General features: G+C 65.7%; 26 protein-coding genes. 17 read left to right on the forward strand and 9 right to left on the reverse strand.

Going from position 1 to position 26,938, the window contains the following annotated elements; genetic code table 11:
- Window positions 1-6 precede the first annotated feature (6 nt).
- The 7 genes from C7I55_RS07995 (at window position 7) to C7I55_RS08025 (ending at window position 12,345) form a co-directional block, all read left to right on the forward strand.
- Window positions 7-393 (forward strand): response regulator, encoded by a 387-nt coding sequence (locus C7I55_RS07995; protein ID WP_106512332.1) that lies wholly within the window; start codon window positions 7-9, stop codon window positions 391-393.
- A 122-nt stretch (window positions 394-515) separates the two neighbouring features.
- A complete protein-coding gene (locus C7I55_RS08000) occupies window positions 516-3,416 on the forward strand; it encodes a S8 family peptidase (protein WP_158266330.1) in 2,901 nt (966 codons plus the stop codon).
- Between the two features lie 47 nt (window positions 3,417-3,463).
- The gene (locus C7I55_RS08005; protein WP_158266331.1) at window positions 3,464-5,545 is read left to right on the forward strand and encodes a GGDEF domain-containing phosphodiesterase; all 2,082 of its coding nucleotides are present in this window, start codon (window positions 3,464-3,466) and stop codon (window positions 5,543-5,545) included.
- A gap of 414 nt (window positions 5,546-5,959) precedes the next feature.
- The gene (locus C7I55_RS08010; protein WP_106512335.1) at window positions 5,960-6,547 is read left to right on the forward strand and encodes an RNA polymerase sigma factor; all 588 of its coding nucleotides are present in this window, start codon (window positions 5,960-5,962) and stop codon (window positions 6,545-6,547) included.
- Between the two features lie 26 nt (window positions 6,548-6,573).
- On the forward strand, window positions 6,574-7,563 hold the full coding sequence (locus C7I55_RS08015) for a FecR family protein (protein ID WP_158266332.1): 990 nt from the start codon (window positions 6,574-6,576) through the stop codon (window positions 7,561-7,563).
- A 76-nt stretch (window positions 7,564-7,639) separates the two neighbouring features.
- On the forward strand, window positions 7,640-10,213 hold the full coding sequence (locus C7I55_RS08020) for a TonB-dependent receptor (protein WP_158266333.1): 2,574 nt from the start codon (window positions 7,640-7,642) through the stop codon (window positions 10,211-10,213).
- Window positions 10,207-12,345: an Atxe2 family lasso peptide isopeptidase gene (locus tag C7I55_RS08025; protein ID WP_106512338.1), complete on the forward strand. Its 2,139-nt coding sequence runs from the start codon at window positions 10,207-10,209 to the stop codon at window positions 12,343-12,345. The genes C7I55_RS08020 and C7I55_RS08025 overlap by 7 nt, the downstream gene beginning before the upstream one ends.
- Here the strand turns inward: C7I55_RS08025 and C7I55_RS08030 are convergent.
- The 7 genes from C7I55_RS08030 to C7I55_RS08060 form a co-directional block, all read right to left on the reverse strand.
- Window positions 12,334-14,082: an asparagine synthase-related protein gene (locus C7I55_RS08030; RefSeq protein WP_158266334.1), complete on the reverse strand. Its 1,749-nt coding sequence runs from the start codon at window positions 14,080-14,082 to the stop codon at window positions 12,334-12,336. The two genes, C7I55_RS08025 and C7I55_RS08030, sit on opposite strands and share 12 nt — an antisense overlap.
- Entirely contained in the window at window positions 14,082-14,741 is a 660-nt protein-coding gene (locus C7I55_RS08035; protein ID WP_106512340.1) for a lasso peptide biosynthesis B2 protein, read from the reverse strand. The genes C7I55_RS08030 and C7I55_RS08035 overlap by 1 nt, the downstream gene beginning before the upstream one ends.
- A 48-nt stretch (window positions 14,742-14,789) precedes the next feature.
- Entirely contained in the window at window positions 14,790-14,909 is a 120-nt protein-coding gene (locus tag C7I55_RS08040) for a benenodin family lasso peptide (RefSeq protein WP_106512341.1), read from the reverse strand.
- 114 nt (window positions 14,910-15,023) lie between these two features.
- Window positions 15,024-15,632 (reverse strand): GntR family transcriptional regulator, encoded by a 609-nt coding sequence (locus C7I55_RS08045; protein WP_106512342.1) that lies wholly within the window; start codon window positions 15,630-15,632, stop codon window positions 15,024-15,026.
- Window positions 15,629-16,510, reverse strand: coding sequence for a phytanoyl-CoA dioxygenase family protein (locus C7I55_RS08050; RefSeq protein WP_106512343.1), 882 nt, complete (start codon window positions 16,508-16,510; stop codon window positions 15,629-15,631). Before C7I55_RS08050 ends, C7I55_RS08045 begins: the two co-directional genes overlap by 4 nt.
- A 17-nt stretch (window positions 16,511-16,527) precedes the next feature.
- Window positions 16,528-17,145 (reverse strand): acyl-homoserine-lactone synthase, encoded by a 618-nt coding sequence (locus C7I55_RS08055; protein WP_106512344.1) that lies wholly within the window; start codon window positions 17,143-17,145, stop codon window positions 16,528-16,530.
- A 77-nt stretch (window positions 17,146-17,222) separates the two neighbouring features.
- Complete coding sequence (locus C7I55_RS08060; RefSeq protein ID WP_106512496.1) at window positions 17,223-17,960, reverse strand: LuxR family transcriptional regulator; 738 nt, start codon at window positions 17,958-17,960, stop codon at window positions 17,223-17,225.
- Window positions 17,961-18,235: 275 nt separating this feature from the next.
- Between C7I55_RS08060 and C7I55_RS29440 the strand changes: the two genes are divergently transcribed.
- From C7I55_RS29440 to C7I55_RS08090, 6 genes are all read left to right on the forward strand, one after another.
- On the forward strand, window positions 18,236-18,607 hold the full coding sequence (locus tag C7I55_RS29440; protein WP_408640589.1) for a transcriptional regulator domain-containing protein: 372 nt from the start codon (window positions 18,236-18,238) through the stop codon (window positions 18,605-18,607).
- A 19-nt stretch (window positions 18,608-18,626) separates the two neighbouring features.
- Window positions 18,627-19,034, forward strand: coding sequence for a DNA -binding domain-containing protein (locus C7I55_RS28740; protein WP_158266335.1), 408 nt, complete (start codon window positions 18,627-18,629; stop codon window positions 19,032-19,034).
- A 276-nt stretch (window positions 19,035-19,310) separates the two neighbouring features.
- The gene (locus C7I55_RS08075) at window positions 19,311-19,526 is read left to right on the forward strand and encodes a helix-turn-helix transcriptional regulator (RefSeq protein WP_106512347.1); all 216 of its coding nucleotides are present in this window, start codon (window positions 19,311-19,313) and stop codon (window positions 19,524-19,526) included.
- A complete protein-coding gene (locus C7I55_RS08080; RefSeq protein WP_106512348.1) occupies window positions 19,519-20,091 on the forward strand; it encodes a S26 family signal peptidase in 573 nt (190 codons plus the stop codon). The genes C7I55_RS08075 and C7I55_RS08080 overlap by 8 nt, the downstream gene beginning before the upstream one ends.
- A 68-nt stretch (window positions 20,092-20,159) precedes the next feature.
- On the forward strand, window positions 20,160-20,723 hold the full coding sequence (locus C7I55_RS08085) for a lytic transglycosylase domain-containing protein (protein WP_408640590.1): 564 nt from the start codon (window positions 20,160-20,162) through the stop codon (window positions 20,721-20,723).
- A gap of 348 nt (window positions 20,724-21,071) precedes the next feature.
- Window positions 21,072-21,269 carry a hypothetical protein gene (locus C7I55_RS08090; protein ID WP_106512350.1) on the forward strand — a complete coding sequence of 66 codons (198 nt, stop codon included), beginning with the start codon at window positions 21,072-21,074 and terminating at the stop codon, window positions 21,267-21,269.
- A gap of 92 nt (window positions 21,270-21,361) precedes the next feature.
- Here C7I55_RS08090 and C7I55_RS08095 read toward each other — a convergent pair whose 3' ends face one another.
- Window positions 21,362-21,742 (reverse strand): hypothetical protein, encoded by a 381-nt coding sequence (locus tag C7I55_RS08095; RefSeq protein WP_146150961.1) that lies wholly within the window; start codon window positions 21,740-21,742, stop codon window positions 21,362-21,364.
- A gap of 62 nt (window positions 21,743-21,804) precedes the next feature.
- Here C7I55_RS08095 and C7I55_RS08100 point away from each other — a divergent pair, with 62 nt between their 5' ends.
- From C7I55_RS08100 to C7I55_RS08115, 4 genes are all read left to right on the forward strand, one after another.
- Complete coding sequence (locus C7I55_RS08100) at window positions 21,805-23,364, forward strand: recombinase family protein (RefSeq protein ID WP_106512352.1); 1,560 nt, start codon at window positions 21,805-21,807, stop codon at window positions 23,362-23,364.
- On the forward strand, window positions 23,361-24,254 hold the full coding sequence (locus C7I55_RS08105) for a plasmid partitioning protein RepB C-terminal domain-containing protein (protein ID WP_233222102.1): 894 nt from the start codon (window positions 23,361-23,363) through the stop codon (window positions 24,252-24,254). Before C7I55_RS08100 ends, C7I55_RS08105 begins: the two co-directional genes overlap by 4 nt.
- Complete coding sequence (locus tag C7I55_RS08110) at window positions 24,251-25,144, forward strand: plasmid partitioning protein RepB C-terminal domain-containing protein (protein ID WP_106512353.1); 894 nt, start codon at window positions 24,251-24,253, stop codon at window positions 25,142-25,144. The genes C7I55_RS08105 and C7I55_RS08110 overlap by 4 nt, the downstream gene beginning before the upstream one ends.
- 64 nt (window positions 25,145-25,208) lie before the next feature.
- On the forward strand, window positions 25,209-25,511 hold the full coding sequence (locus C7I55_RS08115; RefSeq protein WP_146150962.1) for a hypothetical protein: 303 nt from the start codon (window positions 25,209-25,211) through the stop codon (window positions 25,509-25,511).
- Window positions 25,512-26,135: 624 nt separating this feature from the next.
- Here the strand turns inward: C7I55_RS08115 and C7I55_RS08120 are convergent.
- Entirely contained in the window at window positions 26,136-26,357 is a 222-nt protein-coding gene (locus C7I55_RS08120; RefSeq protein WP_158266336.1) for a hypothetical protein, read from the reverse strand.
- Between the last annotated feature and the right edge of the window lie 581 nt (window positions 26,358-26,938).

Raw genomic sequence — 26,938 nt, forward strand, 5'->3', positions numbered from 1 at the left:
AGATCCATGCGCGTGTTATTCGTCGAAGATGATCCCATGAACCGGCGGGTGGTCCGGGACATGCTGAGCGTCGCCGGCGCTCACATGGCGGAGGCCGAAGATGCCGAAACGGGTCTGCGCATGATCGATCAGGAGAGCTTCAACGTCATCCTGATGGATCTTCGGATGCCCGGCATGGACGGCTTGGAGGCGATCAGGCAAATTCGGGCGCGGCAAGACGACAAATCCTTGCTGCCCGTTATCGTCGTGACAGCGGATACTGCCTCGCGCATTCGTGAGGATTGCATGGAGCAAGGCGCTGACGAGGTGATCCTGAAGCCCGTGGCGATGAAGGCGCTGTTCGACGCTATGGGCAAGATGATCATGGAGCATGCCAGACGCTCCGCAGCCTGAGGGCCGACTGCACGTGGGTTCCCTCACGGTGATTATACCTAACGACATTTTAGGGCTCTTAATCAGTTCTCGGGTAAAGGTTTTCTGCGCACGGTGCTCCAATGTTTCAACGGGGCAACGTCATGAAAATCAACCGCGCGTCTCTACTTGCCGGATCAATCCTGTGCGGCGCCGTGCTGCCGGCTCCTGCCCTTGCTCAGACGACTGCGGCGCAGACTTCGGCCGCTTCGGCGCAGGGAACCTCCGCAGCGGCTGCGAAGCCCGTCCAGCCTTATTACCGGAACATCCGGCCTTTCTACCGTAACATCCGTCCCTTCTGGGGCGACGTGAACCCGTTTTACCGGAACATCCGGGCATTCTGGGGTGACGTCGATCCGTTCTATCGCAATATTCGCGCGTTCTGGGGAGCCGTCGACCCGATCGTCTCCGCGCAAGTGGTCGGCGCGCCCGCATACGACAAGGTCGGTCCGTTCTGGGAAGATCTCGGCAACGATTGGTCGGCGTTGAGCGCAAATTGGGAGACCGCCGGCACCTACGCCTCGAACCCCACGAAGTATGCCGCAATCGCAACCCAGTTGAAGGGCATTGTGACCAAGTCGGAGACGATGTGGGGCAAGGCTGTTACCGCTGAGACCGGCACGTCCTTCTCCAAAGGTTTCGCCGAGAAGCTCTTCACGCGATTTGGCATCGACCCCAACAATCCGGCGTCGCTTGCCGCGCTCACGCCTGCCGAACAATCCCACTTCTTCATTGACTGGTATGACGGGCTGATGGGTTACTCCGGCACCGACCATGCCGACCACTGGATGAAAACGGTGGACTGGACGCCCTCGCTCACCCAGGTTCAGGGCGATGGCAAGGACGCCGTCATCGGCCTGCTGGACTTCGTCGTGGCCGGTGACCAGGACATCCGCAACAACGTCGTTGCTTATGACGGCGTATCCAACTTCACCAATGGTCATGGCGCCGGCGTCGCCAGCCTCATGGTCGCCGCCCATGACGGCAAGGGCGTGATGGGTATCGCTCCCGAGGCCTCGGTGGTCGCCTTCAATCCTTTCGACGAGAGCGGAACCGCGGGTTGGGAGGACATCACGCGCGGAGTCGCCATGCTCAGCGGCAAGGCCGGTGTGGTCAACATGTCGCTTGGCACTCCCGGCTGGACGCTCGAAGCCGACTGGTCGAAGGTTTTCTCGAGCCCGGGTGTGGCTGCAAACCTCAAGAGCACAGTGTTCATCAAGGCTGCCGGCAATGACGGCATCACGCAGACCCAAAACATCAAGTGGGACTGGGCAAACAATCCGGCCCTGCTCGTGGTGGGATCCGTCGACCCCACGGGCAAGATCTCCGAATTCTCCAATCGTCCGGGGGAGGCGTGCCTGCTGACCGGCACCGGCGCGTGCAGCGAGCAGAACAAGCTCAAATATCGTTTCGTCGTGGCACCCGGCGAGCTGATCCTCGTCTCGGACGACCAGGGCGGTGTGACGCGTCAGACCGGTACGTCCTTCTCGGCGCCGATCGTCGCAGGCACGGTGGCGCTGCTCCTCGACCGCTGGCCTTGGCTCGCAGGCAATCCGCAGGCGACCGTCGATATCATCACCAGCACGGCCAAGGATCTCGGCGCGCCCGGCGTGGACGGCGTCTATGGTGCAGGCCTCATCGACGTCGAGGCGGCGCAATCGCCCAAGAGCTTCGATCAGCTCGTCTGGTACCAGTGGGACGGGAAAAAGCCGACGGAGAAGAGCGTCGACAGCGTGCAGAAGACGGTCACACAGGCGGATACCAGCAAGTGGGACTCCAAGGACATGTTCTTCTACACGTTCGAACGGCTTGCTGGCGGATCACAGCGTGATTTCGCCATCCCGCTGTCGTCCAAGCTCGTCGACCAGACCCTTTACGTGAACGGCGCCAACGAGCAGTTTCAAGCCTATCTCTACGATCGCATGGTCGACTGGGTTAACACCAGCGGAACTCCGACGAAGGGCAAGTTCACGAATTTCATCACGAGCGCTGCGCCCGTGCAGAACCGCATGGGCCTCAATCTGTCCATGTCGTTCGCGCCGCGCAGCGCCGCGTTCGGCTTCTCCAGGCGCGGGGTGGCGTACCAGTCGTCCGTTCGCCTGGCGACACCGTCGGACAAGTTCGGCGTGCGCGTGGGCTATGGCGACGGTGCGGTCCTGCTCGGCGGCCGCGAGAGCTTTGGCCTGTTCTCGAGCTATGACTCGCGTACCGGCGGCGTGAACCCCGTGCTCGGCATCGCGTCCGGCGGCGCCTATGCCGGGGCCGACGTGGCGCTTGACGGGAAGACCACGCTGACGATCGGCGGGACGGAGAAGACGCTGACTCGCGACTGGCGCAATGCGTCCGTCCTGGAGAACAGCCTCTACCGCGACGTCAATCGCTACAAGGCGAGCGGCGTCAACATCGGCGTGACGCACCGGGTGAACGAGGCAATGGTGGTCAGCGCCAGCTACACGAGGGTCGGCGAGCGCAGCGCGCTGCTCGGCGTTCAATCCTTGGACCGGAATGATCTGGGACATGGCTCGACGACGGAAGGGGCAACGTTCGGCCTCGACTATGAGCTGGGACATGGCCTCAGCGTCGCGACTTCGGCCACAGTGGGCCGCACACAGACCTCGAACGGCAGCCGCCAGAATCTCGCTGTCTCCGACGGCGGTCTGCTGAGCACAGCTTCCGAGGTCGCCTTCGCCAAGGCCGGGATCTTCGGCAGAATGGACCGGGCGCGGCTTTCTGTCTCGCAGGCGATGCACGTAGAAAGCGGCAGCCTCGACTACACGGTGATCAAGGTTGTCGACCGCAACACGGGAGAGATCGGCCCGGTCACGGAGAAGATCGGCGTCTCAGCCGGGAAGCGACCCCTGTTCACGGAATTTCTCTACGGTGCACCGATCCTTAAGGGTGCCGGTGAGATGAGTGCGTTTGGTCGCTTCCAGCTGCAGGGCACGTCCCAGGATTCGTTGAACAGCGGGATGGTCGTTGGCGGTCGCTTCAGAATGGGCTTCTGACCTTCAGGTCGAGGCTGCCGTGGGTGCAGATGGACAGGTCAGGTAAGATGCGGGCAAGCTACATTCCTGATCGCCGTCTGGTTCTCCTGGGGGCCGCGGGCGTGGCCTTAGTGCTGGCGCAGCTGAACTTCTTCGAGTGGTTCTGCGGGTTCTCAGCTCACTACGAAGCATTGCAGCTCGACGAGCTTCTCACGACCGCTCTGGTGCTGACAAGTGCGGGCGCCTGGTTGTCCTACCATGATGCGCGCCAGCTTCGCCACGCCGTGGCCGAGGTCCAGAGCCTCAAGGAGCAAGCCGATGCGGCAGCGCGTCTGGACATCCTGACCGGCCTGCCGAACCGGCGAGCACTCGAGGATTTTGCAAGCAAGCACGACCCTCGGCTGAATGGGAGTGACCTCACTGTCCTCATCAGCGATCTCAACCACTTCAAGCAAGTCAACGACACCCATGGGCACCGGGCTGGGGACATCGTCCTACGGGAAATCGGCGCTCGCTTCCGTGCCGTGCAAAGCGACCATGATGACCTTCTCATAGTCAGGTTCGGAGGCGATGAGTTCGCCTGCGTTATCCGCCACCAGCAAGGAGACGATCTCGCGGAGCGGGTGGCACAACGCCTGGAAGCAGCCGCGCGGCGTCCCATCCATCTCGGGAGCGATCTCGATGTTGAATTGAGCGTGTCGATCGGCGTGGCATGCGTGCGGCAAGGCGCCTCGATCGACGATGCCTTGGCGGAGGCCGACGCAGCCATGTACGCCGCAAAGCGCGACGGTGGCCGTGGACTTCTTCCTGTGTCTGAGATCGCGCCCTTCCAGGGAGCGGCGGGGTCGTGGCGCAGGCGATTGTTGGAAAGGCACGTCGAACGTCCTCTTGCCGGCAACGGCCCTAACGTCTTCGCGGCAGCCTTGCGCATCGACCGCTACAACGCCGTGCGCGCGACCATCGGACATTCGCACAGCAACCAGCTCGTTCGCGAACTGACCGAGCGCCTCGCCGGGTGTGCCGACGAGATCGTTATCGACCGCATGTCGCCGGACACGATTGGGATCGCGTTCGAAGCACGCACGGAAGACGAAGCCCTGGAATTTCTGGAGCAACTTCGTGCGGGAGCCGAAGGTTCAGTCGCGGTCGGAGGCCATGTCGTCGATGTCACGATAACCTTCGGCTATGCCGGGCCCGCAGCACTTGCCGAATTGCGGGCAGTGGCCGAGCAGGCCCAGATCGCTCTGGATCAAGCCTTGGCGTCTCACCGGAGGTCCGCTTGCTTCTGCGAGGTAGAATATGGAGACCCTTCCGACAGACTGACCATGATGTCGGAAATGCGAGCTGCCCTCGCCAACGGCGAGATCATGCTCGCCTACCAGCCCAAGGTTCGGCTTCAGGACAATTCAATAGACGCTGCGGAAGCGCTGATCCGTTGGGAACACCCGGTTCGGGGGCGTATCGCTCCGGACGACTTCGTTCAGATCGCCGAGGAAACGGGCGATATCCGGGAGATGACGGAGTGGGTGCTGCAGCAGGCGATCAAGGATCAGATGCTCATGGCGCGCTGCGGGTCGGACCTCCCCGTCTATGTGAATGTGTCCGGCCGGTTGATTGGTGATGAGTCATTCACGAAACGGCTCCTGGAAATGATCGGGGGAGCGAATGGTAGGATCGGCATCGAGATCACCGAAACGGCGGTGATCGACAATCCCGAGATCGCAATGTCCAATCTTCGGCTCCTGGCGGATGCGGGGGTGCGGGTCTCGATCGACGATTATGGGGCCGGCATGTCGTCCCTGAACTATCTCAAGCAGCTTCCGGTGCAGGAACTCAAGATAGACCGCCAGTTCATCACGCATCTGGCTGAGAGCCATCGCGACCCCCTGATCGTACGTTCCACGATCGACTTGGCACATGGCCTGGGTATGGAGGTCACGGCGGAGGGCGTAGAGAGTGAGTCGTCTCGCGCCCTGCTGAGGGTGATGGGCTGCGATCTGATCCAGGGCTTTCTCATCACTCCGGCTCTCCCGATCCTCAGCTTTCTTCAATTCTGTCGTGATCATCGCAAGGCTGAAGCAACTGCCCCCCAAGACCGGTTCGAGAGAGCCGCGGATTTCTGGCTGCTGTCGTCTGCGATGACCAGCTGATCGGCAGCCGTGAACCCCTCAGGGTCTCGTGAAGTCTGGCAGCGTTGTTGACGGCCTTGGTTCACGATCTTGATCATGTCGGGCGCGACGGCCCTGTGGCCGGACACAATGGGCATTGATTTGACTTGCCTGTTTGACTCGCGCGATGTTAGTTTCAAGTGCGCCGTGACTGCGGCGCCGAGGCTTGAGAACCTCGCTTGAGAGACTAGACCCGCTGTTAAGGCGGCCGGGTGGCCGATGCGGATGTCCAAGCCGCGTGCGGCCAAAGGCGTCGGCGCGTGCCTCAAGCATGTTCTCAACACCCGGCTCCCGCCGGCATCGCCTCGAACCAAGAGGCGAGGCGGGCATGGCTGCTGCATCGAACGAGTCTCCGTCTGGAGAAGGCGGGGCCCGCAGGGCGAGAGGAGCAGGCCGATGCGCCTGATCCCCGACGTTTTGAGAGCCTTGACGTCGCCCGGGCTCACGGACGGCGATCCGCTTCCGTCGGGCAGCCGCGCGCGTCATGCCCCCTTACCCGCGCTCGGGGACCTCTATCATCGGGAAGCGCCGAGACTGCTTCGCTATTTCGCGCGGCGGGCCGACCGGCAGGATGTCAACGACCTGGTGCAGGAGAGCTTCACCCTGCTGGCCCGCGCCGCGGCCGGCCCGGACCAGTCGATCGAACGGCCGGAAGCTTACCTCAATCGCATTGCCGCGAACCTGTTGCGCAGCCGGGCCAAGTCGGCCCTCCAGCGTTCGCTCGCCCGGCACGTTCCCGCCGAGGATGCGTTGCTGGTTGCACCGGATGCGGTTACGGCACTGGAGGCGCGCGATACGCTGAACCGGCTCCAGGCTGCACTGATGCGTCTGAGCCCCAAGACGCGAGCAATTTTCCTCGCCCACCGCCTCGAGGGCCTGAGCTACAACGAGATCGCCACGACCATGGCTCTCAGCGTAAAGGGCGTGGAGTGGCACATGTCGAAGGCACTCACCCATCTCAATCGCGCGCTGGGGTCCCGTTGAACGACGGGCGCGGAACCGACAAATCCGTGGACGAGGGCGTGCGCGGGGAGGCGGTCGCCTGGCTCGTTGCCCTGCGATCGCCCGACGGCGCCGACCATCATGCGTCCTTTGAGCAATGGTATGCATCCGATCCGCGGCACGCCGACATCTATGACGAACTCCTCGCCAACTGGGAGAAGATGGCGTTGGCAGAACATCTGGCGGCTGCCACCGCGCCGGCCGCGCCGGGGGCGCGATCAGCATATCGCCGCCGCACGACCTATGCGCTTGCGGCAGCGGCGTCGCTCGTGCTGCTCGTCTTTTGCATCGCCGCCTGGCTGCGGCTCGCCGAACTTCGCCCGGGTGACACGGTGTCGACCGCGATCGCAACCAGGACCGGTGAGATACAAACGATCCGTCTGGCCGATGGATCGCGCGTCGTCGTTGACACCGTTACTGTCCTGTCGGTCGCCTACACGCAAAGCGAGCGGCGGCTGACATTGAAGCAAGGCCGTGCGCGGTTCGACGTCGCGCATGACATGAAGCGTCCCTTCGTGGTCGACGCAGCCGGAGGGACCGTCACCGCGCTCGGGACGCTTTTCGACGTCGACGTGCAGGGACCGAAGGCTGTGGTGTCCCTCCTGCGCGGCCTCGTCGAGGTGAGAAGCGCGGGCGCGCTCGAAGGCCGCAGGACAGCCGATCCGAGCCTGCTTCAGCCCGGGCAGCGGGTGGCACTGGATGCGTCGCGTCCGGTGGGATTGCCGACACGGCTTCGGCCGGAAGATGTGCGCTGGCCCACGGGCATGCTGTCCTTCGTCGACGCACCACTGACAGAGGTTGCCGCAGCGGCAAATCGCTACACCGACATCGAGATCATCCTGTCCGACCGCGAGGTCGGCGCCTTGCGATTTTCCGGCACTTTCCGCGCCGGAGATGCGCAGGGGCTGGCGCGCATGCTCGCGGCCACGTTCGACCTGGACCTCGCCTCCCGCAATGGCGCGCTCCTGCTGGAGCCTCATCGGCAGACGCAAAAATAATCCCAGGGTCGCGCCCGCCTGCGGTGTCGATGTCCCCAAGCGATGCCGTCTGCGTGCGTCGCAAGGGGAGGTGTCGATGCAAATACTGCGCTCAGCAGCAATCGCCGTTCACATGTCTGCCGCAATCACTGCGGCCGCTCTCAACCCGGCCACGGCTTCTGCGAGGCCGCTCGAGCGGCAACATTACCGGCTGCCGCCGCAACCACTGGCAAGCGCGCTGCAGGCGGTCGCCATGGCATCGCGGCGCAGCATCATGGCTCCGGCATACGTCGTCGGCGGCAGGAGCGCGCCGGCACTGGAGGGCGACTATACAACGGAGGAAGCAGTCGACGCCCTGCTTGCGGGCTCGGGCCTGAGGCACCGCGCCGTCGCGAACGGCTTGATCATAGAGCCGGTCCCGGCGTCCGAGAGCCGGTCGCACGAGTCAGGCTCGGGCATCGTCGTCACGGGAAGCCGGATCCGCGGCGCCCCGGTCGCCGCACCGGTCATCCGCCTCGACCAGGAGGCGATGCGGAATGCGGGCCAGACCAGCCTCGGCGAGGTCACCCGAAGCATTCCGCAGAATTTCGGAGGTGGCCAGAATCCGGGTGTCGGTGCCAACGTGCCGTCGAGCAGCGGCACCGATGTCGGAGGCGCATACACGATCAACCTGCGCGGCCTCGGCAGCGACGCGACGCTGACCCTGCTGAACGGCCACCGCCTCGCTTATAACGGCTCACGCCAGGGCATCGACGTGTCGTCGATCCCGCTCGGCATGGTCGACCGGATCGAGATCGTGGCCGAGGGTGCCTCGGCGCTCTACGGCTCGGATGCGGTCGCGGGCGTCGCCAACATCATCCTGAAGCGCGATTATCATGGCCTCGAAGCGCGCGCCAATATCGGCGGATCGATCGACGGAGGCAACTTTCAGCAGCAATATGGCGCAGTCGCCGGGCGGAGATGGACGACGGGTGGGCTGATCGCCGCCTACGAATATGCGCGGGGCTCGGCTATCTTGTCGGACGACCGCTCCTACGCCGCCTCGCGGCCGGGCGTGACCATCTTTCCGGCGCTTCGACGGCACGCGGTGGCGATGGCCGGGCATCAGGCCATCACCGATCGGCTGCGTTTCTCCGTCGACGCCTTGTTCAACAAGCGCTGGAGCCGCTCCGGCTTCCCGCTCAACGCCGCGGGCGACCTTGCGGTCAGCCGGACGGAACAGCGATCGACCAGCCGGTCCATCGCGGTCGCGCCGTCCTTCACGCTCGACCTCGGCCGGGACTGGCAGCTGGCTTTGTCCGGTGTCCATGGCGAGGAGACGGTGCGCCTGCGCAGCGACAGCTACACGGGAAATGTGCAGGCCAGCAGTGCCTCGGTCTGCTACTGCAACACCGGCCGCTCGGCGGAAGTGTCGGGAGACGGCATTCTGTTCAGGCTGCCGGCAGGACCGGCCAAGGTCGCCTTTGGCCTCGGCTATCGGGACAACAGCCTCGATGCTTTCCGCGGGGCGGGCAATATCAACAATGTCGAAGCCTCGCAGGACAGCCATTATGTCTATGGGGAACTCAATCTGCCGCTCGTCTCCCCGGCGCAGATAATCGCCGGGGTCGCCCGGTTGAATCTCAGCGCTGCCGTCCGGTACGAGCGCTACCCCGGCGTGGACGCGGTCGCCACGCCCAAGATCGGGCTGATCTACGCACCGCTGACCGACATCGTCCTACGGGCAAGCTGGGGCAAATCCTTCCGGGCGCCGACGCTGTTCCAGCAATATCAGGTCCGAAGCGCGCTTCTCTATCCGGCGAGGAGCCTCGGCGGCCCTGCCTCGCCCGCGGGCTCGACCGCCTTGCTGCTCCAGGGCGGCAATCCGGCGCTCGAGCCGGAACGTGCCCGCACCCGCACCGCCACGATCGAATTCAACCCGCGCGCGGTGCCGGATCTGCGCATCCAGCTCGGCTACTTCTCGATACGCTATACCGACCGGATCGTCGTTCCGATCAGCTTCTCCTCCCAGGCGCTGAGCAATCCGCTCAATGCGCCCTGGGTGACGCGCGCGCCCGGGCCCGACCGGGTCGCTGCCGCCATCGCCGACGCGGCGCAATTCTTCAACGTCTCGGGTGGACCCTTCGACCCTGCACGCGTGGTGGCGATCGTCGACAACAGCGCGGTCAATGCCGGGCGCCAGGCGATCCGCGGGGTCGATCTGCTGGCCGACTACGGCATGGACATCGGCAATGGCGGAAGGCTCTCCGTTTCGCTCAACGCGACCTACCTCGAGAGCAGCCAGCAACTCACGCCCGAGGCGCCGGTGCTTGCCAGGGCCGGGACTCTCTTCAACCCGCCCCATTGGCGCGGACGCGGGAGCATCACCTGGTCCCAGAGCGGGCTGACCCTGAATGCCGCCGCCAGCCGGATCGGCGGTGTCGACGATATCCGTGCGAACCCGCCCACCCGGGTCGGCGGCACGACCGCGTTCGATTTTACCGCCCGCTACGTGTTCGGCGAGGGGCACGGATCTCTGCGCGGGCTCGAACTCAGCCTCACGCTGCAAAATGCCTTCGGCGATGATCCCCGGAGGATTGCGACGTCGGTCTATTCCGACACGGCCTATGATTCGACCAACTACTCGCCGGTCGGCCGGTTCGTCGGTTTCGGGATCGCCAAGTCATGGTAGGCGCACGGACAGCGAGGCGTGCGCGCCGGTGCACGCTGCTCATCCTCCTATCGCTGATCATCGGCTTCGGCTCCGCGTCCGCCACGCCCGGTTGCGACGATGTCCTGCCGCCGCCCGCGGCTGGGGCAATCGGCCCGGAACGGGACGTCACCACGGACGACCTGCTTCGCCTTCGCGACGTGGGGCAACCCGACGGGGCGATGTTCGGCCAGCCGACGCCATTCGCCGTCTCGCCGAGCGGCGGCGAGGCCGCTTTCATCATCAGCCGGGCCGATCCGGACAGGAACCTCTATTGCCGTGCCCTCGTCGCGGTGGGCCTGGCCGGAGCACCCGCCCGGATCCTGGACCGCGGCGGCGAGATGATCATCAACAGCGTCGTTGCCCGCAACCTCGTCGTCGCGAACGGCTTCCCGACGCTGCTGACCCCCGTCTGGTCGCCCGACGGGCGCTGGATCGCATACCAGCGGCGCGACCAGGGCATCACCCAGGTCTGGCGCGCCCGAGCCGACGGCAGCGGGGCCGAGCAGGTGACCCGGTCCGAGACGGACGTCGAAGGGCTCGCCTGGTCGGCCAACGGCAAGAAGATCGTCTACGTCACGCGTCCGGAACGCGCCCGTGCGGCGCGATCCATCGACGAGGAGGGCCGGAACGGCTGGTTGTACGACGCGCGCTTCGCCCCGGAGGTGGCCCCGCGGCCGCTGCTTCCCGGAACGGCGGCGCGCGAGGCCTTCACCATCGACCCGGAGACCGGGGCAGTCGTGCCGGCGATCGAGGACGAACGCGCTCTGGTGCCGATGCAGGACCTGTCCGGCCAGCCGATCGCACCAGCGGCGTTATCGGCAAGCGGCCGGCGCGCCTGGACGGAACGGCGCGATCCCTCGCCGCTCAGCCCCCTGCGGCTGCTTGCCACCGACGCGGCCGGCAGGACGGTCACCTGTCGCGACCCGCGCTGCGATGGCGGGTTCACGGGCCTCTGGTGGGACGGCGAAGGCCGCGAGGTCCGCTTCTTGCGCCGGGAGGGTTGGGCGAACGGCGAGCTCGGCCTCTACCGGTGGGTTCCGGGTTCCGCGCCGCGGCGGGTGCTGCTCACCAGCGACGTGCTGCTCGGCTGTACGCCGGCGGGCGTTCTCCTGCTCTGCACGTCCGAAAGTGCCGTCGTGCCCCGCCATCTGGTCCTGGTCGATTCGGCGAACGGCCGGCTGAAGAAGGTCTTCGATCCCAATCCCGAATTCGGAGCGATCAGGCTGGGCAAGGTCGAACGCCTGCGCTGGCGCAACCACCTGGGTCTGGAAGCCTGGGGGGATCTGGTGCTTCCGCCGGACCATCGCTCGGGAACCAGGCTGCCGATGATCGTCGTCCAATATCATAGTGACGGCTTCCTGCGCGGCGGCACCGGCGACGAAAATCCGATCCATGCCTTCGCCGCGCGGGGCTTCGCCGTGCTGAGCATCGAGCGGCCCGTATTCGTCGCGGCGCGCGCAGCCGGGGTGACATCCTATGATGACGTCAACGCGATCAACGCAAAGGACTGGGCCGAACGCAGAAGCCTGCTGTCCTCGCTGGTGACGGGCGTCGACCGGGCGATCGCGGCCGGGATCGCCGACCCGGCCCGGATCGGGATCACCGGGCTCAGCGATGGCGCCTCGACGGCGCGCTTCGCCCTGATCAATACGGACATGTTCGCCGCAGCGTCGATCAGCAGCTGCTGCATCGAGCCGAACACCGTCATGACCTACGGCGGCATCGCTTATGCCGATGCGATGCGAGCAATGGGTTATCCGCCGGCAACGACGCCCGCTCCGGACTTCTGGCGGCCTTACTCCATGGCGCTCAACGCCGGGCGCATGGATCGGCCGCTGCTGATGCAGCTTGCCGACGGGGAGTATCTGCTCGCGCTCGAGACGTTCACCGCACTGCGCGAGGCGGAGCAGCCCGTGGAAATGTACGTCTTCCCGGGCGAGCACCATATCAAGTGGCAGCCGGCGCACCGCCGTGCAATCTACCAGCGCAATCTCGACTGGTTCGCGTTCTGGCTCCAGGATCGGGTCGACGCGGACCCGGGCAAGGCCGCGCAATATCTGCGGTGGGCGCGGATGCGCCTCGGCGCCGACCGGACCGCCTCACCGCCCTGACCAGGCGCGTGCCCATGTTTCGGCGTCGACCAGCTCCAGCACCCGCCGGAACCCGGCCCCCTGCGCGGGCCTGGGGTCGTCGAGGATACGCAGCGCCGCGGCAAGGTCGATGATGCCGTTCGCCGCCAGCATTCCGTCCGCCAGCATCGTGCGGATGGTGCTGCGGTGGGTCTCGAAGATGGCGGCGACGAAGCTGTCCGGCGTCCCCTTGGACCGACGCTGGACGATGGCGGCAGGCAGGTCTGAGGCGAAGGCCCGCCGCGCGACGATCCGGTTCCTGCCATTCTCGAACCAGAGCCAGCTCGGAACCGCAAGGCAGGTCTCGACAAGGGGTTGGGAAAGCAATGGGGCAACCGATGGCAGTGCGTCCTGCGGATCGGTCGCCTCGACGAAGCTCTGCGCGAAGGCGAGCAGGCGCACATGCATCGCCTTGCCCGGTAGCGCGCCTTCGGGAAGATCGAGCCAGGGATGCTCGCGCGCCGGCTCGGCCGAAGCCAGTGCTTGCCGGGACAGGAAAGTCGCATCGGGCACGTGGCGGAGCGCCGGCTTGCCGAGCCATGCCCTTCTGACCGCATCGCTTGCGACAGCCCACAGGCTCGCCGGCGCGAGCTGGCTGATGTCGCCGACGGTCCGCAGGAAAGCCCGTCCCGGCCCGGCGACCAGCAAGCGGTCCGCGGCCGGACCGGAGGATTGCAGCGAGCAGAAGACATTGTCTCCCCCGCCGCCAGTGTAGACCGCCCCGTAACCGGCCCCAACGGAAGCCGCTTCGATCAGGCGCTTCGACTCCTGGACGAAGAGACGAACCGTCGGTCGGGGGAGGTGACGCGCGCCGGAGCGGGCGACATCGACCCGGGACACGTCACGTTGCGCCTCGATCAGGGTCGTGCCGAGCTGCTCGCAGACGAGCCGCGCATAGGATCGTTCATCGCCCGTTTTTTCGCGCGTGACGAGTGTGAGAGCGTCGAATGCAGCCCCGGCATCGGCAAGGCAGGCGGCGACAACGGACGAGTCGAGCCCTCCGGACAGCAGGAGCAGGATCCGCTGCTGTTGCGATGCCCGCGCGGCAATGCAGGCGCGCGCGGAATCGCGTACCCGCTGAGCCGCTTCGTCCGGGTCATCGATCCGAGGGTGCACGCAGGACCAGGGTGTCCAGAGCGCCTCGGTCGCCGATGCGGTCGGCCCGAGGGTTAGCCGCTGACCGCCCTGCAACTCGCGCACGCCCTGAAGGCAGGTCTCCGCGCGCCTGGTGTCGCGGACCAGGAGGTGCTGGGCGACCTCTTCCCATGCGACCGCGGGCCTTAGCCCGCCGCAGGCGACGAGAAGGTCGATGTCGGAGGCGATCACGGTCGCGCCGGCCGTCTGGTAGACGTAGCAGGGCAATTCGCCCAGAGGCGCTCGAACGATCTCGATCACGCCCCCTGACGGCGGGACCAGGATCGCCACATAGGGGCCCCAATGATGCGCGATGAGACGCGTCCCGTGCGTGGCCGCGATCCGCGCCGCCTCGTCGGCGCCCACCTCCCGGAGGGCGCGGACGCCGTCGCGCCGGAACAGCGCTCCGAGGATGATCCCTTGCCCGTCGAGCTGGATGGGGGCGTCCTGAGCGCACGCGACCCAGGCACGGTCGCTGGTGAAGCAGAGCTTCAGGCCGGCGCCGCGCAGACCTTTCTCAAATCCCCGCTGCAGGTCCGGATCGAGGCGGCCCTTCGGGTGCAACAAGGCGGCGAAACGGCGCATCACAGCGAAAGGACCGGCGTGTAGGTGTTGACGGTGTCGACGCGGTCGTTGACCAGCCATGGGCCGGTCTGGACCCAGGCATGGGCGGCGAAGGGGCGCAAGCGCACGCCGATGATCAGGTCGGCGGGCAGGTTCCGCCTCCGGAAGAGCTGGGCTGCGGCGATCGAACGGATCAGGCATTGGTCATGCGAGCGCGCCAGCCGCGCGGTATATTCAAAGGCGGCGACCATGCCGCCAAGGCGCCTGACCGATACTTCGTCGGCTTCGCTTTTTCTTTCGGCAAGCCTGCATAAGGTTGCGTGAAGGCCGCGGCGGCGAAGCGACCGGCGCGCCAGCGCGAGTGCCGCGGTGGCGGCGGCCACGTCGCGGATGCGGATGCGTGCGCCGGCCTCATCAAGCAGGCTGCCGGTCGGAGGGTCGGGCGGCAAAAAGGGGCATGGCACCTGATCGCTCCCCGTCTCGACGAGGAGCCCGGATCGAAGCAGCCCGGCGAGAGCAGCGCCCTCGCCCTGCGCAGGGGCCCGCCGGACGATCAGCGACCGGAAGGCCGCCTCACCGTCCAACCCGAGGCAGAAATAGCGGTCTGCAATCGTGTCGAGGAACAGAAGCCGGCCGCCAACGTCGCAGAACGAAATACCGGTGCGGAGAACATAGCCCATGGCCCGTGTCCGGCGAGTGGCGCGCGGCAGGAACCGCGCGCCGACCCTTCAGTCGTCGGACAGGCCGGTTTCGAACTGGCCGAGCTGCTCGTCGACGGGGATGCCGCCGGCGCCCAGGGTTTCGACGCTGGCCGCGCCGAGGTCGATGATCTGGTCTTCGCGTTCCATGACACACTCCTGTGAGCTGCTGCGGACTTTCGCAGCCCCTGGAGAGTATGACGCCTCTGCCGCTATCCGAATTTTATATGGATTCTATATCGGGATTGTTTGGACGGCTGGCCTTCATTGCGTCCGGTAAACGCCTCGCACGATCTCGGCCGCGGCGCGGCGCCGGCGGCGATGGTAGCGCCCGACGAGACGCTTGAGTGCCTCGCGCTCCTCGCTCGCGACGGCGGCCGCGACGCCGGCCAGCTCCTCTTCGACGGCATCGAGGACATGCGCCTCGATCGTCCGCACCGCGTGCAGGCGGGCGTTGAGCCGGTCTATCGCGCGGACATGCTCGCCATTGGGGGACCGACAGGCGATCGCCAGGAAGACGTGGCCGACCCGCTCAGCCAGCGGACGTTCCGCGGCAGGCCGGTCGGCACCCGCTTGCAAGGGGGAGCGCGGCCATGCCCTGATCGAGAGTGCGAGCAGGTCGGCCGACCAGTCATAGAGGTCCTGCAAGCCGGGCGCGTCGATGGACGGAAGGTGGAATCCCCCGCCCATCCGGGTTTCGACCAGCCCCTCGCCGGTCAGCCGGTGGAGCGAATCGCGCACCGGCGTCACGCTCGACGACAAGGTCGCGGCAAGGGCGTTCGGGTCGAGCCGGTCGCCGGGCCGGAATTCCCGGCCCATGATCCGGGCCTTGAGCGCTTCATGGACGCGCTCCGCGGTAGGCCCCGAGTTCATGATGCAGGGCGCCGCGCGTTCGAATAGGCCTCGACCATCTGCTGCTGGTCGGGGCGAAGCGCATCGATCGCGCCCAGCGGGCGATCGAAGCCGTCGCCGAGCAGGACCGAGGGGCATTGGCCTTCGTAATTGCCGAGATTGGGTCGGTGCTGCCGATAGCCGACGAGCGCTGCGAGCTCCGGCGGGAAGTGTCGCGCGACCGCGGGCGGATAGGCCAGCCACTGATTCTCGTAGGGCTTCAGCCAGCCGAGCGAATAACCGACCACGATGCCGCGCCGGACCTCGCCGCTGCGGTTGGAGCCGGCCCCGTGGAGGGTCGAACCGAGGAACAGAAGGGCCGAGCCGGGCTGCATCTCGGCGGCAAGCGGACCTTCCGGGGGCTCGGGTGCGAGCGCGCGTGGGCCGTGGCTGCCGGGCCAGACCAGAGTCGCTCCATTTTCTTTGGTGAACGGCGTCAGCGGCCACATCACGTTCACCAGATATTCGATCTGCCCGACGGGCCCTCGCCACATATCCTGGTCGCGATGGGGAAGCTGGGCGGGCGCACCGGGATGCACTGCGATCGCCTGCGTGGTGTTGAGCTGGATGCGGTCGCACCATGGGGTGAGCAATCCTTCGACGATGGCGAGGATCAAAGGATGCTGAACCAGCGACGCCGACAGCGCCGATCGAATGAGCAGGCGGCCAAACCTTTTTGTCGTCGTTCCGTAGAAGCTGCCCTGCCCGAACGGGGTGCAGGCGAAGGGCTCGGCGAGATCCTGGTCGAGCGCCGCGACGGTGGATGACGGCAGGGCATCGGGGATGATGCAAAAGCCCTGGCCAGCGAGCGCGCTTGCATGAAGGTCGACTTTACCGGCCATCTCGAGGACATCACGCATCTTGCCTCTCCTTTCGCTCAGGCCGCGAGGCGGCGCTCGCCCGCCGGAACCGGCATTGCCCTGATGCCTGCGGCTGCAAGCAGTCCGGGCGTCTCGGGCGTGATCTCGATCCGCAGCGCCGCGAGCATCCTGCGTTCGATCATGCGCGGCAGACCGAGCGGCCTGCAGCGCCAGCCGAACGCCAGGATCTGCTGGAACCAGCCGATCTCGGCGACCGCGCTGTAGGCCGTGATCCCGCGAGCAAGGGCATGCTCCACCAGCCCCGCGACCAAGGTGTCGCGGACGATGCGGCGTCCCGAGGCGGTGAGCCCCCGGTCGAGGCAGAAGCGTGTCACCTCGAACATGTCCGGGCCACGCGGCACGGCGGCAGCGCAGAGCTCGGGGTAGAGACTGCCAAGGATGTGCGGACGCGTGGTCGGCAGCAGGCGTGCCGAGCCGAGATGACGTGCGTCATCGTCCAGGAGGATCAGATAAGTGGCATGGACGTCGTCGAACTGGTCCACCTCGAAGGTGCCCCCGAGGACCGGAACGTCCCATTTGAGCAGGTCGACGAAGACGGATTTGCGCGCGCGAAACATCGCGCCGAGCGCTTCGTCGGACTCCGGGTGCCCGGCAGATCGCAGCAGATGCAGCATGTTTGTCGCTCCCTGACGTTGATCCGCCAAGGGTCGCGCAAAGGGCGCCGGCGCCGCTATCCCGGAAAAGGGGGATATCAGCGGCGAAAGAGATCGGTGAAGGTCAGCGTTCCGTCGAACAGAGTCTGGACCACCAGCAATGTCCGCTTGTTCACTCCATGCCGCTCGCAGGCCTGCCTGACATGGCAAGCAACCGTTTCTTCGCTGATGCCGAGGATCTGCGCGGCCTCCCAGTCGCTTTTGCCCCGCCCGACCAGGAGCGCGCAATCGCGCTGCCGATCCGTCAGGGCGGGCGGGCGGGGATCCTGCAGGCGGCCGCGCCCCGTCCACAGGCGCCGCGCTGCCTCGAACGCGAAGATGCCGGCGAGCTGGGCGAGGGGGAGCATCAATTCGGGCATGGGGCGGCCCGCCTGGTTCGCGAACGAGCAGGACCCGCGCGCCTCGCCGGGGACGTTCGCGGGCACGGTGAAGCCGTCGCCGAGGCCTTGCTCGCGCCCGAGCCGAAGCAGCCTAAGGTCGGCGGCCGTGAGCGGTATCATCATGGCCATGCTGGACCAGCAGAAACCCTTGCTGGTGACATGGCTGGCTCTGTGCACCGGGTCCGAGAGCCCGAGCACATTCGCATCATAATAATCCGCCCATTGTGCGGGATAATTGTGCAGGCGGATTGCCGTGCCGCGCGCCGCGAGGATGTCGACATGGTGGGTGAGCGCAAAATATTGGAACCCCAGTTCCTCGGTGACTGCCGCCATCGCCGCTGCAAGATCGTCGGGTGTGGCGGACGCCTCGACAAGATGCAGGAACCGCATCGCCATTGCGTGCATGCCCATCGGGCCGTGTCGCGACCGCCGGCGGCGTCTCAAGCCACCGGGCATCCGGCGATCGCCCTTTCCAGTGCGTGTGGGCCGGATGACGGGTTCTCAGGCCGGCATCCGGCGAGTCCGGAGATGGCCGCTCGATACCACACGCGTAACGACAGAAAAAGTGGTGGGGCGCGGCGGACCAGGCGCAGATATCTCCAAGATGGTGCGGCATGGGATCTTGCCATTCTTCTTGAAGTGCGGACCGGAGAGCCGTCGGAGCAGCGGGAATGAGCCTCGACGAGTCCGCAGGTGCAAGTCGCGACTGGCGGGAAGGGACGCGCTACGTGCGACTGCGGGGTATCGACCGTGCCGGGCTCATGTGGGAATGGCTTCGCCGGGATCCGGCTTATGCGGCCTGGCAGGTGCGCGCGAGCACGGCGACCGGCGGAGAGCGCGGGTCAAGCGAGGACGATCCACTCACCTGGGGGCTGCACTTTCGCGGAGCATCCGGATCGCGAGGCAACCGCGGCCCGGATCCTCTGGCATGCGGATCTCGATCCGGGCACCATCCCGATTACGGCCTCTCCTGCGGATCCAAGGGATCCGGAAAGTCTCCACCTTGCTTGGATCGCACCCTGGCTCACGATCGTATCGGATAGCGTCGGACACGAGCATGTCGTGCTCTCCGACGGATGGCACCACATCCGCCTCGACGTCGACAAAGGGCGGCTGACGGGCAACGAGGCGGTGATGCTTCGATATGAGATGCGGGGCATGGTTTCTGCCCAGGCACGGCTGTTGCCGCTGCGCCGCTTCCTCCATGTCGCCCGCTATCGACGCTTTGCGCGGTCACTGTTTCCGCCCGATGCCCGCATCGGCCGCTTGATCGATATGCTCCGCGTGCACGACGCCTTGAAGGCGGGCGCGAGCCAGCGTGAGATCGGCGAGGCGCTGTTCGGGGCAGGGCGGATCGCGAGCGATTGGAACGGCGGGTCGGACTCGCTGCGGTCACGGGTTCGGCGGCTCGTGCGCGAAGCACGGGCAATGGCCCGGGGAGGTTATCGCGACCTCATGCGTCGAAGGTGATAGGTGCAATTCTTCATCGGGTCGAAGTCTGCTCCACGAAGGGCGTGAAGCGCACCCGACACTGGCCAATGCGGGTATTGCTCGCGACCGGTGAGGGCGGGCGCGAGCTCCCGTCGACCCTGCCGATCGGGCGAACCAACCCGGGTGAATTCGGGCGCGCCGGGGTCGAAATCGCAGGCGCCCGTTTCCGACCCTCCCGGATCCCGCTCGATCGGTTCAAGCCGTACCGGTCGGTGCAAGGATGCGCCGCGCATTGGGAGCGATCCGGTGAACGAAATGGCCAGTCGCGCGCAGGCCGCCTGTGAGGCCTGTCCCTTCCTGACCGCCAAGCAGGCAGCCTTCCATCTCGGGCTGAGCTGCTGGACGCTGAAGCGGTTCCGCCGTGCCGGCACCGGGCCAAGGTGCCGCCTCCATGGCCGGACCTGGCGCTACCACATCGACGATATCGAATCCTGGTCGGCCGGCCAGGTGCGGGCAGGGAATCATGGCTGAGCGCCGGGACCTGCCGCTCTTCGCCTGGGGTGACAGCCTCCGCGCCGCGCGGTCCAGGCGCAAGCTGCTGTGGAGTCGCTGCGCGGTCGTGGCCGTCGGTATCGTCGGTCTTGGCGGCACGATCATGCTGCCGCCTCCGCCTCGGCTGGTCTGGAACGTCAGCGCGAGCGCGCCGATCGGTCTTTATGTCGTGGCGCCCGGGCAGCAGCCCGGGCGCGGCGACATGGTCGTGGCCTGGCCTCCGGCCGCGGCGCGGGATCTTGCCGCCCGCCGGGGCTATCTCGCCGCAAACGTGCCGCTGGTGAAGCGGGTTGCGGCCGTCGAGGGCGATACGATCTGCGCGTCCGGGCAGAGCGTGCGGGTGAACGGCGCACCGGTCGCGCTGCGCCTGACCGCCGACGCCGCCGGGCGGCCGCTACCTCGCTGGGACGGCTGCGTGCGGCTTGCGCGCGGGATGATCTTCCTGCTCATGGCGCGGAGCACGGGCTCGTTCGACGGGCGCTATTTCGGGCCGACGCTCGCCAGCGATGTCATCGGGAAGGCAAGCCTCACATGGCGTCGTTGAGAGCCCTTGCTCTGGCTGCGTTGGTGCTCGGGGAAATTCCGGCGCGGGCCGATCCAGGGGAGGCGCCCATGCTCCGCTGGAGGCCGCAGATCGCGGCCGCAGCGAATAGGTTCGGGGTACCGGAAAGGTGGATCGAGCGTGTCATCTGGGCCGAGAGCCGGGGCAGGACCCGCATCGATGGACGTCCGACGACAAGCCGCGCCGGCGCCATGGGACTGATGCAGCTGATGCCGGGCACCTGGGCCGAAATGCGGTCGGCGCATGGGCTCGGAGCCGATCCCCATGACCCGGGCGACAACATTCTTGCAGGCACGGCCTATCTGCGCGCGATGTACGAGCGCTTCGGATATCCAGGCCTGTTCGCCGCCTACAATGCAGGTCCCGCCCGCTATGCCGCCCACCTCAAGTCCGGCGGGTCGCTTCCGGCCGAGACCCGCTTCTACCTCGCAGCGGTCACCGGCCGCGGCCCGGCGGTTCCGCAGGCGGGCGGCGCCGGCACCGCGACCACGGGACCTGTTTCAGGTCCGCCGAGTCTTTTTGCTGTGCATCGCCCGCCCGCTGCAGGACACGCATCGGGGTCAGGGTCCGCCGCCGTGGCGGACCCGCTCTTTTCGCTGCGCAAGGATCCCTGACGCGGGACTTGCACGAACGCTCTAAAGGGCATGGATCGCGCGGGATGGGCCGGCCGGGCACGCGATTGCGGCGGCTCCTGGTTTCGTTTCGCAGTGCCCTTAGACCCGCGCGCACGGGCCGCCCTTGGCTCGACCGGCCGTGAAGCTGCACATGATGAAGCCCTGACTATCCTTCGGCAAGCGGAGAGCCTCGCTGAGCCCGCAGGGAGGCCGGTGTCTACAGTCTTTCACTATCCTGGAGGCGGAACGAAAATAGAACAAGCACTTGCGTTTTTCGCAATTTGTGGGTACATAGAGATCGAGGCGGCTCCTCCCGAGTCGCTCCAGTCAGCGTCGGGATGCACCCAGATGGACCAGCTCCTTTTCCTCTCAGCGATCAGCTCGGCAGCCACCGCTTTGCTCGGCGGCTTGGGATGGCTGGTCTATCGTGCCTGCCTCGGGATCGCTCTGGTCATCGAGGCCAAAGGCCGCCGTGAGGCGCGGCGCTCGGCTATCCGAATGGCGGCACGTCGAGAACGGGTGAAGCACGAACCACCCAAGCCGTGAACGGACCAGCATCGGTTCAAACGGGCTTTGGGCCAGCGGCGGCCCTCCTGAGGCTGAGACGGGACCGCACGGCTGCCGTCGGCAGCCGCGGGTCAGGAGCAACCGGCCTTGTGCCTGTGCTGCCGCTTCAGGAGCTCGATCGTGTCTGAGGCCTTGGCGAGGGCCACCTCGACCGCATGGATGTCCGTCACCAGAGCGAGGTCGCCGCGGCCGCTCAACCCGAGGATGACGCTCAGCACCGCATCTGATCGGCGAGCCAGGCGGATCAGATGATAGCCGCTTGGCCCAACGGTTCCGCAGAGCCAATTGCGAGCGGTACGGTCGCATGTGTCTGTCCAGCGCATGATCATCTTGGCTGCCGTCCGCGTGCCGCCCAACTCACCACGAAGCGCAGCGCTGATCTCCAGGATATAGTTTGCTTCGCTACATAGGTTCGACCGTCCCGGCAGGACGTTGCCGCTTTTAGGAAACATGTTTCCGACCCTTCCGCGCTACATGGTTCACGCGATCTATTCTCCGGGACAGCCGACCGAGCATGACGATCAACTGGAGCGACCCCGAAAGCCCTGATCCGCCAACGAAGCGGGCCGCGCAATATCTGCGAATGTCAACCGAGCATCAGCGTTATTCATGCGACAACCAGGCTTTGGCCATCGCGCATTACGCCCAGCGGCATGGATACGAAATCGTCAGGACCTATGCCGACGAAGGCAAGAGCGGGCTCATCCTCGAAGGGCGCCGAGCGCTGCAGCAATTGCTGTGCGACGTGGACGAGGAGCGCGTGAATTTCGAGGCGCTGCTCGTTTACGACGTGAGCCGGCTCGGCCGCTTCCAGGATCCGGATGAGGCCGCCAGCTACGAGCTCCGCTGCCGCAAGGGCGGCGTTGCCGTCCATTATTGTGCCGAGCAGTTCGAGAATGACGGCAGCATCGCATCGGCAATCCTCAAGACGGTCAAGCGCGCGATGGCAGGCGAGTATAGCCGCGAGCTTTCGGTCAAGGTCTTCGCCGGCAAGGCGGATCTCATCCGCCGCGGCTATCGTCAGGGCGGTCCCGCAGGATTCGGGCTCCGACGCTGCCTCGTCGATCAGAACGGGTCCCGAAAGCAGTTGCTGGCTCGGTGCGAGCAGAAGAGCATCACGACCGATCGGGTAGTACTCGTTCCAGGGCCTCCCGACGAAGTTGCCATCGTTCAGGAGATCTATCGCCTGTTCGCAGGCGGCCTCAACGAGACCGAACTCGCCGCTCTTCTCAACAGGCGGAGAATTCCCACGGACCTCGGCCGGCTTTGGACGCGCGGCAGCGTGCACAGCCTCCTCGTCAACGACAAATATGTCGGCGACAATGTCTGGGGACGAACCTCGTGGAAGCTCAAGGAAAGGTGCATCCGCAATGCCCGCCGCGACTGGATATGTGCAGACGCCGCCTTCCCGGCGATCGTGGACAAGGCCCTTCACGCGCGCGTGCAGGCGATCATCGCGGCACGGCGGGTCCCGCCTAGCGACGAAAATATGCTCGACCGCCTCCGGATGATCCTTGCGAGTGCCGGGACCCTGTCCAGAACGATCATCGACGCGGTGGAGGATGCACCGTCCAGTGATGCGTATCAGCACCGATTCGGAAGCCTGGTGCGGGCCTACTCTCTGATCGGGTTCATCCCGGCCATGAACTTCGATTTCCTGCAGATCGATCGGGACCTGCGGCAGCTGCAACCCGCGATCATTGAAGGCGTGGTGGAAGGTATCGAGCGCGCGGGCGGCGCCGTTCGCCGCCATCCGAAGGCTGCCTTCCTGACGGTGAATGACGAGTTTACCGCCTGGATCATGGTGGTGCGATGCCGTTCGACAGCGACTGGAGCCCCACGTTGGTGGGTGCGCCTCGATGATCGTCGGAAGGTCGATTTGACCGTCGCCGTTCGAATGGCCGAAGGCAATGACGTGCCCCATGATTATTATCTGCTGCCGCAGCTCGGGGGCAAGCGACGCTTGCTGAGACTGGGCTCGTCCAACGGTGTCCATCTGGATGCCTTCCGCTGCGAAACGCTCGATCCTCTCTTCGCGATGGCCTCGAGGGGCGGGTGGGGGAGGGCGGTGTGAGCGCGCCATCGCTTCCCGCACGTATCGAGATGATCCCGCTCGATGGCATCACGGTCGTCAACCCGCGCAGTCGCAACAGGCGCATCTTCAAAGAGATCGTCGACAATATCGACCGCATCGGTCTGAAGCGCCCGATCACCGTGCGCCCCCGCGCCGAGGACGCTGACGGGTCGCGTTATGACCTCGTCTGCGGCCAGGGAAGGCTGGAGGCCTATCAGGCCCTGCATCAGACCGAGATACCGGCTTTCATCGTCGAGGCGGAGCCCGAGGACTGCCTGATCGCGAGTCTCGTCGAGAATTGCGCGCGGCGGCAGCACCGCGCGATCGACCTGCTCCAGGACATCGGAGGAATGCGCGAGCGTGGCTATTCGGTTGCGTGCATCGCTGGAAAGACGGGCCTGTCGGAGGAATATGTGGGCGGTGTCGCGCGCCTCCTCGAAACGGGCGAGCAGCGCCTTCTGAGAGCCGTGGAATCAGGGTCACTTCCGGTCAGTGTCGCGATCGAGATCGCCGACGCCGACGATGATGACGTCCAGCGTGCCTTGCAGAGCGCTTACGATCAGGGCCTGCTGCGCGGCAGGAAGCTGCTCGCTGCCAAGCGACTGGTGGAAGCACGCCGCCGCCGGGGGAAGCGCCTCAAGTCCGTCGAGCCCTATGCGCCCGAGAAGCTCAACTCGGCCGCGCTGGTTCGCGCCTACCAGGACGATGCCCAGCGCAAGCGCGAGATCATCCGGCGGGGCAACAGTGCGAAGGACAGGCTGGTGCTGATCACCGAAGCCCTTCGACGGCTCGCCGCCGATGCGGCCTTCGCCGCGCTGATCAAGGAGGAAGGGCTGGATACCATGCCTCAGAAGATCGCCGATCGCGTCTCCAGCGTGCAAGCGGCATGACCGCGCTGCACCGCACGCAGCCGGTCGTGCTGGGCTTCGAGCAATCGAGTGTCCGCGTCCCCATTGACGCCATCCGGCCCTTGCGGGAAGTTTCGGGCCGTACGAGGCGATCCGCGAAATATCGTCAGATCGCCGCGTCCATCGCGGAGGTCGGGATCGTCGAACCGCCGGCCGTTATACGCGATGCACAGGATCGTGATCTCTATCACCTTCTGGACGGTCACGTTCGCGTCGCGATCTTGCGCGAGCAAGGCGAAACGGATGTGACATGCCTGGTCGCCATCGACGACGAGGCTTTCACCTACAACAAGCGCATCAGCCGGGTCGCGACGATCCAGGAGCACAAGATGATCCTGAAAGCGATCGCGAAGGGAGTCCCGGAAGAGCGGCTCGCGCGCGCGCTCAACGTCAATATCGCCCATATTCGGGCCAAGCAGAAAATGCTGATCGGTATCTGTCCGGAGGTGGTCGACCTGCTCCGCGATCGCCACGTGCCTATCAATGTTTTCCGCGAGCTGCGTTTCATGAAAACGGTCCGGCAGATCGAAGCCGCGCAGGCGATGATCACGATGAACCGTTATTCGCTCGCTTACGCCAAGTCACTGCTCGCGGCGACGCCCGCGGATCAGATGGTGGAAGGCAAGAAGCGCCGCAGACGCGGCCTCTCCCGCGCGCAGATCGAGACAGTGCGGCGTGAGACGTGCAACCTCGACCGTGAGTTGCGCCTGGTGGAGCAGGATTACGGCGTCGATCAGCTCGACCTCGTGCTCGCGACCGGGTTCGTCACACGTTTGCTCGGGAATGTCCGGGTGGTCCGACATCTCGCGCAACATCATTCCGACATCCTCGCCGAGTTCCAGAAAATCGCGGAAGCTCAGGGCGCTTCGTGATGAGGGCGGGCGCACCGCCCGCGACGGCGGGTTCAGGACCGATGTAATGGCGCCGCTAAGAGCCGTGTCGACCGATCATCCTCGCAATCCACAGGGCGGCCGGATTGACCCCACTCGCTTGTTCCATTTCTGTTCCGGCATGGCGAACGCTCGATTCGAAACCACCTTCAGCTTCAGCCGGCACCGCGCGAATTGCCCCGTGCTCTGCCGTGCATGCGGGCATGAAATCGTCGTTGCGCCGTCTGCATTCGCCGACGTGTTCCCGCTGCCGGTGACGATCAAGGAGGCTGAGCGACGGCTGAACTGCACCGTTTGCGGTGCGCGGCGCGCCCGGCTCATTCCCGTCCCGATGCCGGCCGCGCGATGAGTGTCTCGATAACCTCGGGTGGTGATTGGTCATCAATTGCCACGACCCTGATGCACCGCGGCTCTGGGGTACGTACATCGTTGAATAAGCCGCGGGATCGACATCTAGGCTCGTGCGCCTAAGCTGACGACGGCGATCGCCCCTGCGTGCCTATTGCCCGCGACCCTTTTACCACGGGAGGGCTGTGGGAGGCCCTTCAAGCACGGAGCGGCCCGGATCGAATGCCATGCCCATCATGGCGGTCCGGGTTGACGGGAGAAGGAGACCCCCTGGATCCCCAAGAGGCGGTCGCCACCTCATCATCCGTCGATTTTGAACGCAACCACTTGGATAGCGGTTGAGCGCCTTCATGCTCGAACCGCGCCCCGGTTCAGCCTGTGGTCGCTCGCGGTGCATGTCCATTCGGAGTTCCTCCCGATGTTGTCACCTGAGACTTCTTCGGCAGAGAGCGGACACCCCGGTCGCAACTGAGATGTTGAAAGCGGCTGACGATGATCTCGACGCGCCGCGCGTGCACGGCAGCCGCCAGCGGGAAGAAGCGGCGCCGACCTCGGCTCTGACTTGAGAGTAGCTTTGATCGAGCGCCAAAGCACTGGGTTCAGCGGAAAACGCTGGAATGATGCGTCAGCTGCCGTCTGCAAAGCTGCAGTGGATCTCGATTGCGAGAGCGTCGATCGATTGACGACGGACTTGATCGAAATGGCTGGCGTCGATCGTCCAGGTCGCGAAAGGCGTGAAGAGAATGTCGCGGCCCGAACCGTCGCCGATCAGCTGGACGTCGATTGCATCGAGCGGATCGAGCAGCGGCCGGCGTTTAAGATGGGGCTGGCCGGATGCGTCGTGCACGACCGCAGCATCGGCAATCGCTGACCAACTATATTCGAAGTTACGCCGGACACCGAAAGGCAGATCGAAGCTGGCGCCGCCACCATCGACCCATGTTCGAAAGCGGCGTGGCACACCCAGGACAACGCGGATTGGCTCATCGAAAGGGGGGCGCAGCCCCTTGCCCAACAAGAACGGTCTGAACCTCAATATACGAACGCCGGCCTCACCGGGGAATGGGTCGAAGCCATTTGTCCCATCGATCGCGGATATTGAAGCTGATGCACGTGGGCTCTGGGCTCCTGCGATAGCGAACGGGTCGCGAAGTCGATTTCGAGGCGCGAGAGAGGCTAAGCTGAGAGCGCCAACGCCCCCGCGTGCGTTGTTATCCGCTGCCTTTGCACCACGGAAGGGCTGTGGAAGCCGCTTCAAGCACGCAGTGGCTCGGGTCGGATGCAACGCCCAGGATTGAGATCCGAGTCGGCAGGGAAAGGAAAGCCGCTGGATCCTTGCTCATGAGGCGGTCGCCACCTGTTGTGCAAATCTGCAGGTCGTGCGCTGGCCCAAGGTTTCCGCTGACAGACTTCAACATGCTCGACATG

Origin of the sequence: Allosphingosinicella deserti (assembly GCF_003012735.1) — a bacterium.
Lineage (GTDB): Bacteria > Pseudomonadota > Alphaproteobacteria > Sphingomonadales > Sphingomonadaceae > Allosphingosinicella > Allosphingosinicella deserti.

Excerpts from the sequence above, each read along its gene's own strand:
- C7I55_RS08085 (WP_408640590.1), top strand. The coding sequence starts at position 20,160 with ATGCTCCGCTGGAGGCCGCAGATCGCGGCCGCAGCGAATAGGTTCGGG.
- C7I55_RS08050 (WP_106512343.1), bottom strand. The coding sequence starts at position 16,510 with ATGCGTGATGTCCTCGAGATGGCCGGTAAAGTCGACCTTCATGCAAGC.
- C7I55_RS07995 (WP_106512332.1), top strand. The coding sequence starts at position 7 with ATGCGCGTGTTATTCGTCGAAGATGATCCCATGAACCGGCGGGTGGTC.
- C7I55_RS08025 (WP_106512338.1), top strand. The coding sequence starts at position 10,207 with ATGGTAGGCGCACGGACAGCGAGGCGTGCGCGCCGGTGCACGCTGCTC.
- C7I55_RS08075 (WP_106512347.1), top strand. The coding sequence starts at position 19,311 with ATGGCCAGTCGCGCGCAGGCCGCCTGTGAGGCCTGTCCCTTCCTGACC.
- C7I55_RS29440 (WP_408640589.1), top strand. The coding sequence starts at position 18,236 with ATGAGCCTCGACGAGTCCGCAGGTGCAAGTCGCGACTGGCGGGAAGGG.
- C7I55_RS08055 (WP_106512344.1), bottom strand. The coding sequence starts at position 17,145 with ATGCTGCATCTGCTGCGATCTGCCGGGCACCCGGAGTCCGACGAAGCG.
- C7I55_RS08100 (WP_106512352.1), top strand. The coding sequence starts at position 21,805 with ATGACGATCAACTGGAGCGACCCCGAAAGCCCTGATCCGCCAACGAAG.
- C7I55_RS08020 (WP_158266333.1), top strand. The coding sequence starts at position 7,640 with ATGCAAATACTGCGCTCAGCAGCAATCGCCGTTCACATGTCTGCCGCA.
- C7I55_RS08110 (WP_106512353.1), top strand. The coding sequence starts at position 24,251 with ATGACCGCGCTGCACCGCACGCAGCCGGTCGTGCTGGGCTTCGAGCAA.
- C7I55_RS08080 (WP_106512348.1), top strand. The coding sequence starts at position 19,519 with ATGGCTGAGCGCCGGGACCTGCCGCTCTTCGCCTGGGGTGACAGCCTC.
- C7I55_RS08000 (WP_158266330.1), top strand. The coding sequence starts at position 516 with ATGAAAATCAACCGCGCGTCTCTACTTGCCGGATCAATCCTGTGCGGC.
- C7I55_RS08045 (WP_106512342.1), bottom strand. The coding sequence starts at position 15,632 with ATGAACTCGGGGCCTACCGCGGAGCGCGTCCATGAAGCGCTCAAGGCC.
- C7I55_RS08040 (WP_106512341.1), bottom strand. The coding sequence starts at position 14,909 with ATGGAACGCGAAGACCAGATCATCGACCTCGGCGCGGCCAGCGTCGAA.
- C7I55_RS08005 (WP_158266331.1), top strand. The coding sequence starts at position 3,464 with ATGCGGGCAAGCTACATTCCTGATCGCCGTCTGGTTCTCCTGGGGGCC.
- C7I55_RS08010 (WP_106512335.1), top strand. The coding sequence starts at position 5,960 with ATGCGCCTGATCCCCGACGTTTTGAGAGCCTTGACGTCGCCCGGGCTC.
- C7I55_RS08095 (WP_146150961.1), bottom strand. The coding sequence starts at position 21,742 with ATGTTTCCTAAAAGCGGCAACGTCCTGCCGGGACGGTCGAACCTATGT.
- C7I55_RS08090 (WP_106512350.1), top strand. The coding sequence starts at position 21,072 with ATGGACCAGCTCCTTTTCCTCTCAGCGATCAGCTCGGCAGCCACCGCT.
- C7I55_RS08035 (WP_106512340.1), bottom strand. The coding sequence starts at position 14,741 with ATGGGCTATGTTCTCCGCACCGGTATTTCGTTCTGCGACGTTGGCGGC.
- C7I55_RS08030 (WP_158266334.1), bottom strand. The coding sequence starts at position 14,082 with ATGCGCCGTTTCGCCGCCTTGTTGCACCCGAAGGGCCGCCTCGATCCG.
- C7I55_RS08060 (WP_106512496.1), bottom strand. The coding sequence starts at position 17,960 with ATGGCGATGCGGTTCCTGCATCTTGTCGAGGCGTCCGCCACACCCGAC.